Source organism: Stappia indica (genome assembly GCF_009789575.1).
In the GTDB taxonomy this organism is placed as follows: domain Bacteria; phylum Pseudomonadota; class Alphaproteobacteria; order Rhizobiales; family Stappiaceae; genus Stappia; species Stappia indica_A.
The window spans coordinates 3,167,882-3,184,119 of sequence record NZ_CP046908.1 but is presented as its reverse complement, the minus strand read 5'-3'; the positions used below and the strand labels follow the sequence as shown (position 1 = coordinate 3,184,119).

General features: G+C 64.1%; 14 protein-coding genes and 1 tRNA gene. 10 read left to right on the top strand and 5 right to left on the bottom strand.

The window, feature by feature from the left end:
* Window positions 1-30: 30 nt before the first annotated feature.
* The 9 genes from GH266_RS14950 to GH266_RS14910 all read left to right on the top strand — a co-directional run bounded on the left by GH266_RS14950 (window position 31) and on the right by GH266_RS14910 (window position 9,825).
* Window positions 31-1,251, top strand: a complete 1,221-nt coding sequence (locus tag GH266_RS14950) for an ABC transporter substrate-binding protein (protein ID WP_158194541.1) — start codon at window positions 31-33, stop codon at window positions 1,249-1,251.
* A 4-nt stretch (window positions 1,252-1,255) separates the two neighbouring features.
* On the top strand, window positions 1,256-2,116 hold the full coding sequence (locus tag GH266_RS14945) for a branched-chain amino acid ABC transporter permease (RefSeq protein ID WP_158194540.1): 861 nt from the start codon (window positions 1,256-1,258) through the stop codon (window positions 2,114-2,116).
* Window positions 2,113-3,078, top strand: coding sequence for a branched-chain amino acid ABC transporter permease (locus GH266_RS14940; protein WP_067217507.1), 966 nt, complete (start codon window positions 2,113-2,115; stop codon window positions 3,076-3,078). Before GH266_RS14945 ends, GH266_RS14940 begins: the two co-directional genes overlap by 4 nt.
* Window positions 3,075-4,238: an acyl-CoA dehydrogenase family protein gene (locus GH266_RS14935; protein WP_158194539.1), complete on the top strand. Its 1,164-nt coding sequence runs from the start codon at window positions 3,075-3,077 to the stop codon at window positions 4,236-4,238. The genes GH266_RS14940 and GH266_RS14935 overlap by 4 nt, the downstream gene beginning before the upstream one ends.
* A 3-nt stretch (window positions 4,239-4,241) precedes the next feature.
* The gene (locus GH266_RS14930) at window positions 4,242-5,258 is read left to right on the top strand and encodes a zinc-dependent alcohol dehydrogenase family protein (RefSeq protein WP_158194538.1); all 1,017 of its coding nucleotides are present in this window, start codon (window positions 4,242-4,244) and stop codon (window positions 5,256-5,258) included.
* 119 nt (window positions 5,259-5,377) lie between these two features.
* Window positions 5,378-6,946 (top strand): acyl-CoA synthetase, encoded by a 1,569-nt coding sequence (locus tag GH266_RS14925; RefSeq protein ID WP_158194537.1) that lies wholly within the window; start codon window positions 5,378-5,380, stop codon window positions 6,944-6,946.
* 120 nt (window positions 6,947-7,066) lie between these two features.
* A complete protein-coding gene (locus GH266_RS14920; protein ID WP_158194536.1) occupies window positions 7,067-7,225 on the top strand; it encodes a hypothetical protein in 159 nt (52 codons plus the stop codon).
* 208 nt (window positions 7,226-7,433) lie between these two features.
* Window positions 7,434-7,523, top strand: a tRNA-Ser gene (locus GH266_RS14915).
* A 964-nt stretch (window positions 7,524-8,487) separates the two neighbouring features.
* The gene (locus GH266_RS14910; RefSeq protein WP_158194535.1) at window positions 8,488-9,825 is read left to right on the top strand and encodes a reverse transcriptase domain-containing protein; all 1,338 of its coding nucleotides are present in this window, start codon (window positions 8,488-8,490) and stop codon (window positions 9,823-9,825) included.
* Between the two features lie 433 nt (window positions 9,826-10,258).
* On the opposite strand, the gene GH266_RS14905 is transcribed toward GH266_RS14910, so the two are convergent.
* Genes GH266_RS14905 through GH266_RS14890 form a run of 4 tightly spaced genes read right to left on the bottom strand, consistent with a single transcriptional unit; the run spans window position 10,259 to window position 14,483 of the window.
* Window positions 10,259-11,533: a TRAP transporter large permease gene (locus GH266_RS14905; RefSeq protein ID WP_158194534.1), complete on the bottom strand. Its 1,275-nt coding sequence runs from the start codon at window positions 11,531-11,533 to the stop codon at window positions 10,259-10,261.
* A 12-nt stretch (window positions 11,534-11,545) separates the two neighbouring features.
* On the bottom strand, window positions 11,546-12,055 hold the full coding sequence (locus tag GH266_RS14900; protein WP_158194533.1) for a TRAP transporter small permease: 510 nt from the start codon (window positions 12,053-12,055) through the stop codon (window positions 11,546-11,548).
* A 23-nt stretch (window positions 12,056-12,078) separates the two neighbouring features.
* The gene (locus GH266_RS14895; protein ID WP_067223088.1) at window positions 12,079-13,065 is read right to left on the bottom strand and encodes a TRAP transporter substrate-binding protein; all 987 of its coding nucleotides are present in this window, start codon (window positions 13,063-13,065) and stop codon (window positions 12,079-12,081) included.
* Between the two features lie 38 nt (window positions 13,066-13,103).
* Complete coding sequence (locus tag GH266_RS14890; RefSeq protein WP_199270337.1) at window positions 13,104-14,483, bottom strand: amidase; 1,380 nt, start codon at window positions 14,481-14,483, stop codon at window positions 13,104-13,106.
* Between the two features lie 281 nt (window positions 14,484-14,764).
* Between GH266_RS14890 and GH266_RS14885 the strand changes: the two genes are divergently transcribed.
* Entirely contained in the window at window positions 14,765-15,250 is a 486-nt protein-coding gene (locus GH266_RS14885) for a RidA family protein (protein ID WP_067223083.1), read from the top strand.
* Window positions 15,251-15,266: 16 nt separating this feature from the next.
* Here GH266_RS14885 and GH266_RS14880 read toward each other — a convergent pair whose 3' ends face one another.
* Window positions 15,267-16,223: a LysR family transcriptional regulator gene (locus tag GH266_RS14880; RefSeq protein ID WP_158194531.1), complete on the bottom strand. Its 957-nt coding sequence runs from the start codon at window positions 16,221-16,223 to the stop codon at window positions 15,267-15,269.
* Between the last annotated feature and the right edge of the window lie 15 nt (window positions 16,224-16,238).

The window sequence follows — 16,238 nt, the reverse complement described above, 5'->3', positions numbered from 1 at the left end:
GGCGTGAACAACAACACTAGGGAGGAACTCATGAAACGCAGATCCACGATCGGCGCGGGGCTTGCTGCTGCCGTGCTCGCAGCCTCCACGTCTCTGGCCAGCGCGGCGGAAAAGGACCTGGTGGTCGGCGTCAGCGATGCGCTGACCGGGCCCGCCGCCGTTTATGGCGTGCCGCAGGCACGGGCGGTGGAACTGGCCGCGGAAGAGGTCAATGCAGCCGGCGGCATCCGCCTCGGCGAGGATACCTACAAGATCACGGTCCTGTCCTATGACGACAAGGCCAATCCGACCGAGGCCTCGAACAGCGTGCGCAAGCTCATCGACCGGGATGGCGCGCGGTTCCTGCTGGGCTTCTGCTGTTCCGGTGCGACCGGCGCGGTGGCCTCCTTCATCCAGAATGAAGATGCGGTGATGCTGGTCGGCAATGCCGCCGAACGCTCGATCACCACGCGCGGGATAGACAATCTGGTGCGCACCCGCCCGCCCGCCGACTACACGGGGGCGGCAGCCGGAACCTTCGTCGCCTCGAAGGGCCACAAGCGGGTTGCTGTGATCGGGGCCCTCGAAACCTCGTTCTACGCCATGTATGTCGACGCTTTCGAGCGCGAGTTCGTCAAAGGCGGCGGTGAGATCGTCACGCGCGAGGCCTTTGGCCTGAAAGATCGCGACATGAGCCCGCAACTGACCAAGATCCGGGCGCTGGAGCCGGATGCGTTGCTGGTGGTCGGGTATGTCGAGCCAGCGGCCTTCGTCTACCGTCAGTCGGTGGAACTGGGGCTCGATGTGCCGCGCTACGGCTTTACCAGCGGCAGCGAGGAACAGTTCCTGCGCGTCGCCTCCTCCGAGCAGATGGAAGGCGTGTGGGACCTGCGGCCGACCGAACTGACCCTGCAGTCGACGGGGGAGACCGGCCGTGCCTACCACGAGAATTTCACGGCGCGGTTTGGTGTCCAGCCCTCGCCGAGCTCGCCCTATGCCTATGACCAACTCTATGCGCTGCGCGATGCGATCCTGAAGGCCGGGACGGTCGAGGATGCCGCGGCCGTGGCCAAGGCCCTGCGGGACCTGCCGGTGCCGAAGGAGGCGGTGATGCAATACATCCCCATCGACGGACGCATGTTCGATGGCAACGGACAGGCCTACACCACCAACGGCGCATTCCAGTGGCAGGACGGTGCATGGGTGTTCGTGCAGGAGTTGCCTTCGGTTGCCGAGGACTATTCCCGCTTCCTCAGCTCCATCGACGGTTGAGACCATGCTGGAGCTTGTTCAGCAGATCACGAATGGCGTGGCGATCGGCAGTGTCTATGTGCTGATCGCCCTCGGCCTGACCACGGTGTTCGGCATCCTCGGCATCGCGCATTTCGCACACGGGTCGGTGTCGATGTTCGGCGGGTATCTGGTCTATGTGCTCGTGGCTTCCCAGGGCGTTTCGCTCTGGCTTGCCATTCCGGTCGCGTTGGTCGTGGGCATGGGGGTGGGCGGGCTCATTGAGTTTCTTGCCTATCGGCCGGTCAGAAACGCCAATCACATCAATGCTTTCATCATCGCGCTCGGGCTGACCATGATGGTCGAAGGGATCAATCTCCAGCTTTTCGGGGCCGATCAGGTGGTGATCCCGACCGGCTTCGACCGGGTGTTCGAGATCGCGGGGGTGACCATTCCCGAGACGCGGCTCTACGTCATCCTGGCCGCGACGGTGCTGGTCATCGCCATGACCGCCTTCGTGGAGGGAACCAAGACCGGCCAGGCGATCCGGGCGGTGGCGCAGAACCGCGATGCGGCGATCCTGATGGGCGTGAATGTCCGCAGCATCCCGCTGATTGTCTTCGCGATGTCCACCATGCTCGGCGTTGCGGCAGGCGTCATGGTCGGCTCCCTCTTCGCCATCGCGCCGGGCGTCGGCGAGGCGATGGTCGTGAAGGGCTTTGCCGTGCTGATCCTGGGGGGGCTCGGCTCTATTCCCGGGGCAATCATCGGCGGCCTCGTGCTGGGCGTCACAGAGGCGCTGGCGGCCGGCTTTCTGTCCTCAGCCTACAAGGACGTCATTGCCTTCGTCGTGATGATTGTCGTCCTGTTGTTCCGGCCGCAAGGATTGCTCGGAGGCACGAAATGACGCTCACCAGGAAAAACGGGTTGCTTTATCTGGCAATTCTGGCCGGACTGATCGTCCTTCCCTCCTTTATTTCGACCAAGTACTACATCCACCTGTCGGTCCTTGCGCTGATCTGGGTGATTGTTGCGCAGGGGCAGAACCTGATACAGGGCTTCACCGGCTATGTATCGATTGCCCAGGCCGGGTTCATGGGGATCGGGGCCTATGGAACGGCCCTTCTGGGGCTGAACTTCGGCCTTCCTGTCTGGTTGACGATCCTGTCTGCGCCGCTGATCACGGCTCTTTTCGCGCTCGTCGCGGGGTATCCGAGCCTGCGTGTGAAGGGGCATTATTTCGCCATCGTCACGCTCGCCTTCAACATGGTCATTTTCATCGTCTTGCTGAATCTGACCGACCTGACCAATGGCGAGGCCGGCCTGATGGGGATTCCCAAGCCCGGCGCCGGCAAGGACGGGGCGATCAATTTCGCCGACCGCACGACCTATTATTATTTTGTGCTGATCGCAGCGACGGGCGTGACCGCGCTGACGGCCCTGATCGTCAATTCCCGGCTGGGCCGGGTCCTGGTCGCGATCCGCCAGAACGAAACACTGGTCGGAGCCGCCGGACTGGCTGCCTGGAAGTACAAGCTCTTTGCCTTTGTCGTCAGCGCGATGTTTGCCGGTTTTGCCGGGGCGCTCTATGCCCACTACCAGAGCTTCATCAATCCCGAGATCTTCACCATCGCACAATCCATGGATGCGGTTCTGGCCGTGATCCTGGGGGGCAGCGGGACGATCACGGGGCCGATCATCGGCGCCTTCGCCATCGTTTTCCTGCCGGAATATCTACGGTTTGCCGACAGCTTCCGCCTGGTGATCTATGGCCTGATTCTCATCCTGGCGACGATCTTCATGCCGCGCGGGATCGTCGGGTTGGCCAGTGATGCGCTCGGCCTCCTGAAGAAGAGGCGTGCGCGATGACCGGCCTCGACTGGGAGTGCGACCGGGGTTTCCTGGATCAGGTCCGCGCCTTCGCTGCCGGGGAACTGGCGGAACAGGCGGCGGCGGGACCGCTCGACGCGGCAAGGAATGCGCAGCTTCTGCGACGGGCTGCCGATCTGGGGCTGACCGGCATCGAGGTACCCCGGTCAGCCGGCGGGCTTGGATTGGGCTTTCGTGAAAAGGCCAAGGCCTGCGAGATCCTGGCAGGCGTCGATTTCGGCTTTGCGTTGTCGCTGGTCAATACGCACAACGTGGCGGCCAGGCTGGCTGTCACGGCCCCGCCCGAGCTGGCGGCGCGCCTCCTGCCGGACCTTCTGGCAGGGCGGCACCATGCCTGCACCGCGCTGACCGAGCCTCATGCCGGATCGGACTTCTTTGCGATTTCCACGATGGCACAGCGTACCGCGGACGGCTGGTGCCTCCACGGCGAGAAGGCGTGGATCGCCAATGGCGCGGTCGCGGGCCTGTCGATTGTCTACGCCCAGACCGGGACGGTCGGCGAGCGGGACGGAATCGCAGCCTTCCTCGTGAGACTTGACGATCCGGCGGTGAGCCGCACGGCGTGTTCGGTCGATGCCTTTGTGCCGGCGCCTACGGGTGGTTTCACGCTGGACGCCTATCGGGTGCCCGAGGGTGAGATGCTGTTGCCGCCGGGTGGGGCATTCCGCGCAATCCTGAACGAGATAAACGGCGCGCGCGCCTATGTGGCGGCCATGTGCTGCGGGATGTTGGCCGCCGCGCTGGAGAGTGCGCACGGCTTCGGTCGCGAACGCAGGAGCTTCGGTCAACCGTTGCAAGCCCATCAGCATTGGCGCTTGCGGGTGGCGGAGGGCGAGGTTGCGCTTGCCGCGGCGCGGGCTCTGACTGCGGCGGCGGTGGAAGCCGTCGCCGAAGAGGCGGCATCGGCCCAGCTTCTGGCGGCCCAGGCGAAAATCGCGGCAACGCAGGCGCTGGGGCGCTGGATGCCGGAGCTTCTCCATGCGCTGGGAGCGGCGGGACTGTCGGGACAAACGCCGATGAAGGCGCATCTGGCAGCGGCCCAGGTGGTGGGGCTGGTGGACGGTTCGACCGAGATGCTGCTGGAGCGGGTGGCGGCGCTGACCGGGCGCCGGAAAACCGAGCTTTTTCGGGAGGGATGAACCTTGCGTGTATTTGAAATCAGGGATGACTGGGGGCTGGACAATCTGCGTCCGGGCCAGCGCGAAGTGCCGCGAGCCGGGCGGGGGCAGGTGCTGCTGAAGATGCGCCGTGCCGCGTTAAATGCCCGCGATCTGATCGTGCCGGAGCGTGGATACGGCCGAGCGACGGGCGAGTTGCCGCTGATCCCGCTGTCCGATGGCGTGGGAGAGGTGGTGGAGGTCGGTGCCGACGTGACCCGCGTGGCGCTGGGCGACCGGGTCTGTCCGACCTTCTTCCAGAACTGGGTGGCCGGGTCTCCTTCGGCAGCAGCCTTCGCATCGGCGTTGGGCGGGCCTCTGGATGGCGTGATGGCCGAATATGTGTGCCTGTCCGAAGAGGGGGTGGTGAAAGTACCGGAGTATCTGGACGATGCGGAAGCCGCGAGCCTGCCGTGCGCGGCACTGACCGCCTGGAGTGCGGTGTCCGGAGAAGCCCGGCTGCGCCCCGGCGATCACGTGCTCCTTCAGGGTACGGGCGGGGTGGCGCTCTTCGCATTGCAGTTCGCCAAGCTGCACGGTGCGACCGTCACGGTGCTGTCCTCCAGCGACGAGAAACTGGCGCGCGTTCGCGAGATGGGCGCGGACCATCTCGTCAATTACCGGGAGCACGCCGACTGGGCCCGTGCGACCCGGGCGCTGGTGGCCGAGCGGGGCGGGTATGATGCGATCGTGGAACTGGGCGGGGCTCAGACACTGGGCCAGTCGCTCAGGGCGATCCGGCCCGGCGGTACGATTGCAATGATCGGCGTCTTGAGTGGTCTGGACCTGAGCCTGTCGCTGGGTCCGATCGTGACCCGGCAGATCCGCCTTCAGGGGGTGACGGTAGGCCATCGCGACGACTTCGAGGCCATGTTGAGAGCGATGGCAGCGCATCGGGTGCGTCCGCTCGTCGGCAGCTCCTTCCCCTTCGAGGGATTGAAGGAGGCAATGGCCCATTTCGCGCAGGCCGATCGCTTCGGCAAGACAGTCATCGAGTTCTAGAGCGGTTCAGTGAAAAGTCGGCGCGCTCCGGGTCCGGGCGCCGAGCGGCCTCCGTCTATCGAGAAAGATCCCGGCCGGGTGTGACCGGCCGACGGGCTCCAGCCAGCGAAAGCACGAACATGTTGTACATCGATCAGGTTGCCAGGCGCGACCCGAACCGGCTCGCCTATGTCATGGCGGACACGGGAGAGACCGTTACCTTCGCAGACCTCGACCGGCGGTCCAACCAGGGGGCGCATCTTCTGCGCGCGCAAGGTCTTGTCGTCGGCGACCACATTCTCATCCTGATGGAGAACCGCCGCGAGTTTCTGGAAACCTGTTTCGCTGCCGACCGGTCGGGGCTCTACTACACGACGGCCAGCACCCAGCTTTCCGCAGACGAAGTGCTCTACATCGCGCGCGATTGCGGCGCGAAGCTGGTGATCACCTCCGGGCGATTTGCCGAGGTCGCCGGCATGTTGCGTGCCCAGCTGCCGCCGGAGGTCCCGATCTTCATGGTGGGAGAGCCCTGCGCGGGCGCAGCCTGCTGGGACGATATGTGCCGCGACATGCCCACGCATGAGATTGCCGATCCGGCGCAGGGGCTCGACATGTTGTATTCGTCGGGGACCACGGGCCGACCCAAGGGCGTGAAATGGCCGCTGCCGGCGCAGCCTCCCGGCCGGATGACCTTTCTGATCGAGCTCCTGTGCGATCTGTTCGGGTATGGCGCGCAGACCCGCTATCTCAATCCGGCGCCGCTCTACCATGCTGCGCCGTTGCGGCACACCATGACGACGCTGAAGCGCGGGGGATCGGCGGTCATCATGCCGAAGTTCGACGCGGAAGAAGCCCTGGCTCTCATCGAGGCGCATCGGATCACGCACAGCCAGTGGGTGCCGACGATGTTCGTGCGGATGCTGAAGCTGTCGGACGAGGTGCGCCGCCGCTACGATCTGTCTTCCCTGCAGATGGCGGTCCATGCCGCTGCTCCCTGCCCCATCGAGGTCAAGCGGCAGATGATCGACTGGTGGGGTCCGATCCTGATGGAATATTACGCGGGTACGGAGAACAACGGTTTCTGCGCTCTCGACACTGGAGAATGGCTGGCCCATCCCGGGTCGGTGGGTCGTGCCAAGCTGGGCAGGCTGCACATCTGCAATGACGGAGGGGAAGAACTGCCGCTCGGCAGCGAAGGCGAGGTCTACTTCGCCAACGGCGTTCCCTTCGAGTATCACAACGATCCGGACAAGACCCGCAAGGCACGCAACCGTCTGGGCTGGACGACGCTGGGCGATATCGGGCGGGTCGATGCAGACGGCTATCTCTACCTGACCGACCGCAAGTCCTTTGTAATCATCTCCGGCGGCGTGAACATCTATCCTCAGGAGACCGAGAACATTCTTGTCACGCATCCGGCGGTGGCCGACGCTGCAGTGTTCGGCGTGCCCAACGCCGACTTCGGAGAAGAGGTGAAAGCGGTCGTCGAACTCGTGGATGGAGCGCAGCCGTCACCGGCACTGGCTGAAGAGTTGATCGCCTTTTGCCGGACGCGGCTGTCCCCCATCAAATGCCCGCGAACGGTGGATTTCCGCCTCCGTCTGCCACGCGAGCCCAATGGCAAGCTGCTGAAGCGCCTGTTGCAACAGGAGTATCGGCAAGCGGCGAAATCTGCCGAGGGCGCTCCCTCCGCGCGTTCCACCGGATAAAGACGCCTGCAGGTCTTTGGAGACTCGCAGGTGCGGCATGCCCTTGCCGTAGAGGATGACGTTCTCCCCGAGATATCCCCGATCTTCGGTTTGCCTGTTCCTCAAAAAAGGAGGCGGGCAATGAAGCGGTCACGGCTCGCGGAAGAACAGCTCACCGGCCTTGCGGGCGAGCATCAGGCTGGCAGTCGCCGATTGGCTCAGCGCGGCGGCGAGCATCCCGTTTCCTCACCGCTGAAAGAGTTGAAAAGCGGCTCGCGGCCCGGCCTCGTCTCGATTTGAAGACCGGAGAGTATCCGGCAGCCGCTGGCGCTGCGCGCAATTGACCCCACGCCAAGATTGGTCGAGAAGATGGGGTCAGGGTCCCTTTCCTCGTGAGCTCCGGCCGCAATGAGCGATTGGCGCTTCTGAAGAAACGCGGAGACGAAACCGGCCTCCTCGACCGCCGTCACGGCTGGCACGCCCGGAGCCAGCTGGACGGGCCGGCTGCGGAGAGGTGGCCGAGCGGTTTAAGGCGCACGCCTGGAACGCCTGTATACGGAAAACCGTATCGAGGGCTCGAATCCCTCTCTCTCCGCCATTTCCCCCTATTTTCTATAATGCGGTAGTGCTAGCGAGCGGCGAGCGTCGACTGGCATACCACATCGCAGGATCTAAACTCCGGACGATAGTTCTGGAAGGTCGGTAGCGGTGGCTTTCGACGCCATCTCTGTCATCCCATGATCATTGACGGCTTCCCGAAAGCTGTCGTTCCCAGCGTACCCATCTATCGACTTAATCGGGGGCGTAAGGAAACTTGCGGTCAGCGTGCTCCGAGTGCGGTTAGCTGGCATCCGTTGGTGCTGAATGCACCGGCGCTTCCGGCCCTTAGTAGTCTTTGATGACCCTAGCAGTAAACGGCAGATCCTAACCTCGGATGTCGACCACATTCATGAATCTCGGGGAATAGTGTTTTCTGCCCTCTTGAACGGGTGGCCCCGCGTTACCACAATAACACGCATGTCCATGGTCGCCATGGCGTCCGACGTGAAGCTGGACCTGTACATGCGGATCGTGCGCCAGGTAGACCTCGCCAAGGTGGCAGTTGCCGCTGAGGTGTCTGTCGTAGCGGCCATGCCGTGCGCAGAGGATGGGCTAGGCCTGACCGTTGGCTTTGAAGCTGTGAATGCACCGTCTTCCGACGGCCTCCAAGCAGCAGATAAGCATTCAAAGCGGCGGGCGTGGCCGGGGCGAAACGCGCTTGACATTGCCAAAAACCTGCTAAGGTAGAAGGCGGAGAAATGTGTGAACTTGCCCCGAAAAACCGGCTCGCCTGAGCTGGCTTACCGGCGTGCGCAGAACTCTGGTCGCGCTCGCTGCAGCGTTCATGGTCGCCATGGCGTCCGACGTGAAGCTGGACCTGTCCATGCGGATCGTGCGCCAGGTAGACCTCGCCAAGGTGGCAGTTGCCGCTGAGGTGTCTGTCGTAGCGGCCATGCCGTGCGCAGAGGATGGGTGTCCGTCAACGGTCGGGTTTGTATGAGCGGAGGACCCGAGCGAAGACCATGGCGAAGACACTATTCGAAGAGGTCAGAAGCGAACAAAACATCTTCTCAGCTTGGCGACACGTAAAGCGCAGCGCTTTGACCTCAGGCAACGCGGACATTCGCGGCAAAGCCTCCGAGTTCGAGCACGCTCATCAGCGCCACCTTAGGCGCATTATCGGCCAACTGCGTACCGGCAAACTCTCCTTTGATCCTGTCGAGGGCGTCTTGAAGGACAAGCGCAAGCGTCTTGCAGCAGGTAAAGACCCACGCCCCATCGCAATATCCACCATCCAGAACCGTGTTGTGCAGCGGGCGATCCTACAGGTTCTACAGCCACGGCAGGCGCGTAACCTGCGCGACCCGAACACACGATATGAGACTGTTCGCGACGACCGGCTGGGGCGCATCAACGACGTCAACCGATCGAAGTATGGCGTTGGTGGGCTGATCTACCCTCATGGCGGTGTTCGCCCCGCCATCGAGACAATCATGACCGCGATTGACGGTGGCGCAGGCCTCTACTTTCAGTCCGACATCCGGGCTTTCTTCACCAAGATACCCACAGACAAGGTGGTCAGCTTCGTTCAGCGTGAAACCGGAGACGAAGCATTCGTTGCACTGTTTTCTAAGGCCCTTGAAGTTCACTTGGGAAATGAAGATGAGCTTGTTGGCTACACACACCTGTTTCCTAAGGGCGGCATCGGCGTTGCCCAAGGATCTTCTCTCTCGGCCTTCGCGGGGAATGTGTTGCTTTACGACATGGATCAGAAGCTGAACACTATGGGCGTGACGGCGGTGAGATACATAGATGACATTCTCATGGTCGGTGCCGACCAAGCATCCATCGACGCTGCCAAAACTCATGCTGAGAAAACCCTGACAGACTTTGGCTTTGGCCTCTACAATCCCGCAGACGGCCCAGACAAGGCCGCGCAAGGGGAGTGTAGCAAGTCCATCAACTTCCTTGGCTGTACTCTTCAGCCGAAGCGATGCGTCCCCAGCGCGAAATCCATCGATAACATGAAGGAAGGCGTCCGAGAGACGCTTGCATCTTCAAAGGCAGCGATCAAGGAAGCTCTAACGAAGGGCACTCCCCTGAACTCCAAGCATTCACAGAGCGCCACGTTGGACTCCCTGGGTAAGCGCATCTATGGGTGGCAAAAATCTTTCTCCTTCTGCAATCAACGTCAACCCTTCGAGCATCTCGACGATTACATTGCGAAACAGGTCGCCGACTACCACGGCGTGATTGTTCGGCAGCTTGGGAAGGCCGATCATCGGGTCAAAGCAATGATACTTGGCGTCCCTTCGACAGCAGATATGTTCGACCACGCTCAGAAGAAAGCAGCAAAATAAGCAGATTCTGTTTGTTGCAGCCCGGTCAGCTTTCTGAGGAATCCGGTCATTAGTCGGGGTCGCAGCGAACGACAGCTATCAGGGAGAGGGAAGCGGAGCTCGAACGACCGAGATGAAGGCGCGTTGCCGCCGAAGTGCGGCGGCTACGTGAACGGCCGCTATCCCAGCTTCGCCGCCCAGAAGCTGCCCTTCCGGTTCCCACCCCATCGCGGCCGGCTCTCCTTCCTCAATCAGAAGGGCTATGGCGTGGACGTCACTCTGCGTTTCACGCACTCCCAAGAGAGAGCCATCTCGCTCGCGCCATCACGCCCCCTCGCCCCCCCCCAAAAAAAACAAAACCAGCGCACATGAGCCCATGCGCGCTGGTCGGTGATCGGGGCGGTAGCTTCGCCGGTGCGCGGGCCCGCGCGGGTATGCCTGGAAACGTGTCTGCCTAGAAGAACGTGTTCGGCAGCAGCATGCTGAAGAACGGCACGTAGGTCAGGATCACCAGCGCCACCAGCATCAGGACGATCGTCGGCAGGGCGGCGCGGAAGATCTCACCCAGCTTCATGTTGGCGACGCCCATGGCGACGAACAGGTTGAGCCCGACGGGCGGGGTCAGCATGCCGACCGACAGGTTGACCAGCATGATGATGCCGAAATGGATCGGGTCAACGCCGACCTGCGCCGCGATGGGCATCATCAGCGGGCCGAGGATGATGATCGCCGAGGCGCTGTCGAGGAAGCAGCCGGCCACCAGCAGGATCAGGTTGAACAGCAGCATCACCACGATGGAATTGCTGGTGTCGCTGAGGATGAAGCTCGCCAGCTGCGCCGGGGTGCCGGAGCTCGCCAGCAGCCAGGAGAAGGCCGAGGCGCCCGCGGTGATCAGCAGCAGCGGGCCGGAGATCAGGCCGGTGTTGCGCAGCACCACCAGCGTGTCCTTGAGCGAGATGGTCCGGTAGACCACCGCGCCGACCAGCCAGCCGTAGAGGCAGGCCGCGGCCGCCGCCTCGGTCGGCGTGAAGACGCCCGAATAGATGCCGCCGAGCAGGATGAACGGCAGGCCGAGGCCCCAGGCCGCCTGCGTCAAGGCCGCCCAGATGCTGGCGATGGTCGGCATCGCGTCGCGCGGGTATCCCTTGCGCGCCGAATACCAGCTGGCATAGGCGATCAGGATGCCGCCGATCAGCAGCGCCGGCAGCAGGCCGGCTGCGAACAGCTTGCCGACCGAGGTGCCGGTGACCGAGCCGTAGATGATCAGCGCGATGGACGGCGGCACGATGGGGCCGAGCGTGCCGGCGGTGGTGATCAGGCCGATGGAGAAGTACTTGTCGTAGCCTGCCTTGACCATCGCCGGGTAGAGGATCGAGCCGATGGCGATCACCGTCGCCGGGCTGGAGCCGGAGATCGATCCGAACATCAGGCAGGCGACGACGGCGGCGGCCGCAAGGCCGCCCGGCAGCCATCCGACGATGGCGCGCGCCAGGTTGATCAGCCGTTCCGACAGGCCGCCGATGCGCATCAGCTCGGCCGCCAGGATGAAGAACGGGATCGACATCAGCGAGAAGTTGTTCATGCCCGAGAACATGCGCATCGGCACGAGCACGGGATCGAGGCCGCCCCAGAAATAGAGCGCGGCTGCCACCGACAGCGCCAGGGCGGCAAAGATGGGCAGGCCGAAAACGAGCAGGCCGAAGAAGACGGGGACGAGTGCGCCGACCATGGATGGGGCTCCTCAGCTCGTTTTGATGTCGACGGCGGGCGGCGTATAGGCGCGCCCGGATACGAGCTCCTGCAGGACCAGGAGATAACGGGTGATCATCAGTCCCGCCGCAAAGGGGATGACGGAATAGATGTAGCCGACGGGGATGCGCAGGGCCGGCGAGAGCTGGCCCATGCGCGAGGTGTTGATGACCAGCTTGCTGCCGTACCACAGCACCACGCCGGCAAAGATCAGGCCGAGGCAGGCGGCGCCGATCTGCAGCGGCCGGACCATCTTTTCCGGCACGAAGGCGTAGATCGCCTCGACGCTGATATGGGAGGCGTAGCGCACGCCCATGCCCATCGTCAGGAAGCTCATGGTGATGAAGGAGTAGAGAACCACCTCCTCCGACCAGTAGAGCGAATTGTTGAAGACGTAGCGCGCGATGACCTGCGCGATGGCGACGAGGGTCGCGGTCAATATCAACCCGCTGACCAGCGTGTTCTCGATGACGTCAACCAGCTTGTTCAACCAGGTGATCATGCCGCGACCCTCTTCTTCGTGGTTTACTCGCCCTTGGCGAGCGCGATCGCCTTGTCCATCAGGGCCGGCGTGACCTTGTCGCGGAACTCGTCGTAGATCGGCTTGGAAGCCTCGATGAACGCCGCGCGGCCTTCGTCGGACAGCGACTGGATCTCGATCTGGTCCTTGATCGCGTCGAGGGTCTTGGCCTCGTCCTCGTTGGTGAACTGGCGGGCAGCGTCGCGACCGACGATCATGGCGTCCGCGATCACGGTCTGCAGGTCTTCCGGCAGGCTTTCCCAGGCCTGCTTGTTCATCACGGCCGCATAGGTGTGGTAGGCATGGCCGGTCAGGGTCATGTACTTCTGCACCTCGTAGAACTTCATCGAGGCGATGTTGGCGAGCGGGTTCTCCTGGCCCTCGATGACGCCCTGCTGCAACCCGTTATAGACCTCGACATAGGCCATCGCGGTCGGGTTCGCGCCATAGGCGCGGTAGGTCGACAGGATGGTCGGCGCCTGCAGGGTGCGCATCTTGATGCCGGCGAGATCGGCCGGGCCGTTGATCGGGCGGATGTTGTTGGTCATGTGGCGGAAGCCGGCGCCCCACATGGCGATGCCGTGCAGATTGTTGCCGTCGAGCGTCGCCAGCAGCTCGGTGCCGACCTCGCCGTCGAGAACGCGCATCATCGCGGCGTTGTCGTTCAGCAGGAACGGCAGGTCGAACAGGTACATCTGCTCGTTGAAGTTGGCGAGGTTGCCGGTCGGCGGGATCGCGATGTGGACGAGGCCCATCTGCGTCTGCTCGATGATCTCGACGTCGCCGCCGAGCTGCGCGGCCGGGCGGATGTTGATCTCGATCCGGCCGTTGGAGTTCTTCTCGACCTCTTCCTTGAAGACCACCGCCGCGCGGGCGTTCGGCGTGTCCTCGGTCAGGACGTGGGCGAAGGTGAAGGTGAAGTCGGCGGCATGGGCCGCGCCGGCGAACGTGGCGCCGACGGCGAGAATGATCGCTCTGCTCAGGTTTTTCATAGGTCTCTCCTCCAAGGGGCTGGCAATGTAAACAGGGGTCAGGCCAGCGGTGCTTTCCCGAGCATTTCGGGCCCGGATCCGATGGCAGTCTCGATGGCCAGGGCCGCCGCCAGCAGGCGGCGTTCCGCCATCGGCGGCGCCATGATCTGAAGGCCGGACGGAATGCCGTTGGCATCCAGCCCGGTCGGCAGTGTCGCCGCGCACCAGCCGAACAGGTTGGCGAGCGCGGTGTTGCGAAGGGCCAGCATGTTGGCCTTTCGATAGGTTTCGGGATCCGCCACCTCGGCGATGGTCGGCGCGGTGACCGGAATGGTCGGCGAGACCAGCACGTCGACGGTCTCGAAAGCCCGCGCCGCGGTCCGGCCGTACTGCGCAAGGTTCGCCGCGCGCTGCAGGTAGCCGGACGCGGTCAGGTCGTTGACGGCTTCGACGCGCGCCATCACCGCCGGATCGAGCTGGCCGATCCGCTCGGGGAAATTGCGCTCGAGGAACGCCCGCAGCTCCGCCGCCGCCAGGCCGCCGGCGCGGAAGATGGCGAGCGCCTCCTCCGTGCAGGCCAGCGTCACGTCGCTCACATGCGCGCCGGCCTTTTCCAGTACCCGCAGCGCCTGGCCGGTGTTCTCGGCAATCGACGGCTCGATATCGTCCCAGACCGTGTTGCGGACGACGCCGATGCGCAGGCCGGCAAGGTCGCTTGCTGCAACCGGCGCTGCCGCTTCCGGGTCCAGCGCGGCGAAGGCATAGGCCAGGTCCGCAACCGTGCGGGCCAGCAGGCCGGGCGTATCGAGCGAGGGCGACAGCGGGACGATGCCCTCCAGCGACCAGCGGCCATGGGTGATCTTCAGCGCCGTCTGTCCGGTGAAGGAGGCGGGGATACGGACCGACCCGGCCGTGTCGGTGCCCAGCGCCAGCAGCGCCGAACCTTGCGCCAGCGACACGCCAGCGCCCGAGCTCGATCCGCCCGGCACGCGAGGGGTCTCGCGCGACGACCACGGATTGACCGGCGTTCCGGCATGCGGGTTGGTGCCCAGCCCGCCGAACGCAAACTCGACCGTATGCGTCTTGCCGGTCACCACGCCCATCTGCGCCAGCAGCGCCTTCACCACCGGACCGGCGGCCTGCCACTCTTTCGGGAAGGCGGCATTGGTGCCCGCATGGGTCGGCAGGCCGGGAACGCCGAACAGGTCCTTGACCGAGACGGGAATGCCCATCAGCGGCCCGAGATCGATGCCGGAGGCGATGAGCGTGTCGAGCGCTGCCGCCTGGGCCTTGGCCCGGTCGCCGGCCCAGGTCCGGTAGGCCTTCAGCACCGGCTCGCTCGCCGCATGGCGCTCCACGGCCAGGGCCACGAGATCCGAAGACCGCACCTTGCCGGCGCGAAGGTCCGCCGCGATTGCTGCCAGAGATTGAGACTGCACCTGTTGGCCCCTGCTGGTGTGAAACCCAAGCCGGGACATTACGAGAAAACGGATGCGCGACCACTCGCCTCTTCGCTGCAACGCAGCACCGCCGCGCGGGATCGCGGCGGCGCACATTCGATTAAATATATGTATTATAATATTAATTCAGCCTCAAACCGAACCTTACCCTAGGTCATAAGTTGCCGAAATGGCAACACTGCGTTGCCGTCAACGCACACGCAGCCGCACCGGTTTTGCCTAGTTTGCCATCGGTCAACGCCTAATCCTGGAGCACGTTCATGCCGCATGCGACCGAAGCACGTCTGAAGGAAATGGGAATCGTCCTGCCCCGCAGGCCCAAGCCCATCGGCAACTACCTGCCCGGCGTCGTCGTCGGGAACCTCCTCTTCACGTCCGGCACGCTGGGCACCCGGCCCGACGAGAACGACAACGATGTCCTGCCCTATGTCGGCAAGGTCGGCTCGGATCTCACCATCGAGGAAGGCTACGCCTCGGCCCGCCTGATGGCGATCAACCACCTGGCCATGATGAAGGCGGTGCTGGGCGATCTCGACCGGGTCAAGCGGATCGTCAAGATGATCGGCTACGTCACCTGCGCGCCGGGCTTCACCGAGCCGCACCTGGTGCTGAACGGCGCCTCGGATCTCTTCGTCGAGCTGTGGGGCGAGGAAAGCGGCAAGCACGCGCGCGCCGCGCTCACCCAGCACGAGCTGGGCCTCAACGCGCCGGTCGAGGCCGACCTGACGGTCGAGCTGCACGCCTGATCTTCAGGCCTGAGCGTCACGCCTTCCCCTCAGCCTGGGCAGCTCTCAACCGCTTCAGCATGGCGGCGTCGGCCTTCTCGTGTTTCGGGAAGTTCGACGTCAGCATGGCGATGAACGCGTCGCAGGCCGGTGATCGCCGCTGGTCCCGCCGCACGATCGCGTAGATGAAGCGGTGCTCGAAGTCGCCGCAGGCGAGGCTGAGCGGCACGAGTTCGCCCGCCTCGACCTCGCGCAGGGCCGCCTGCAGCGGCACATAGACGATCGCGTTCGACCGGATCGCGTGGCGGATCAGGAAGTGCAGCTGGTCCGCGACCATGATCGCCTTCGGCTTGCCGCCGAACTTGCGAAACGCCCTGTGGACCAAGTGATGGATGCCGTAGCTGTCGTCCGGCAGCACGCAGTCGCAGTCGGCGATGTCCGGCAGCTTCACCGCCCGCCCGTCGGCAAAGGGGTGCGAGGGCGGGACGAGGGCGAGCAGCGGCTGGCGCCATTGCCCGACGATTTCCATCATCGGATGGGAGAAGTGGTCGTAGACGAAGCCGACCTGGCAGATGCGCTTTTCCAGCGCCTCCAGCACGCGCTCGCGCCCCCGGATCCGCATGCGGAAGTCGACCGCCGGAAACCGCTTGCGGAACGCCAGGATCTGTTCCGACAGGTAGGGATCGGTCACCCCGTCGACCGTCGCGATGGAGACGCTGCCCGACTTCAGCTTGCGCAGGTCGGACATTTCCCCGCGGATCAGGTCGATCTGGCCGAGGATCGAGGCGAAATGCTCGGCCGCCAGCGTGCCCGCCTCGGTCAGCTGCACGCCGTTCGCCCGCCGGTCGAGCAGCGGCTCGCCGAACTCCCGCTCCAGCTTGGCGATCTGGCGGCTGATCGCCGAGGGCGAGACGTGCAGCCGGTCCGCCGCCAGGCGGATCGACCCCAGATGCACGACTTCCAGGAAATAGCGGCAGGCGGTGAGATTGACCATGTTCGACCCGAATCG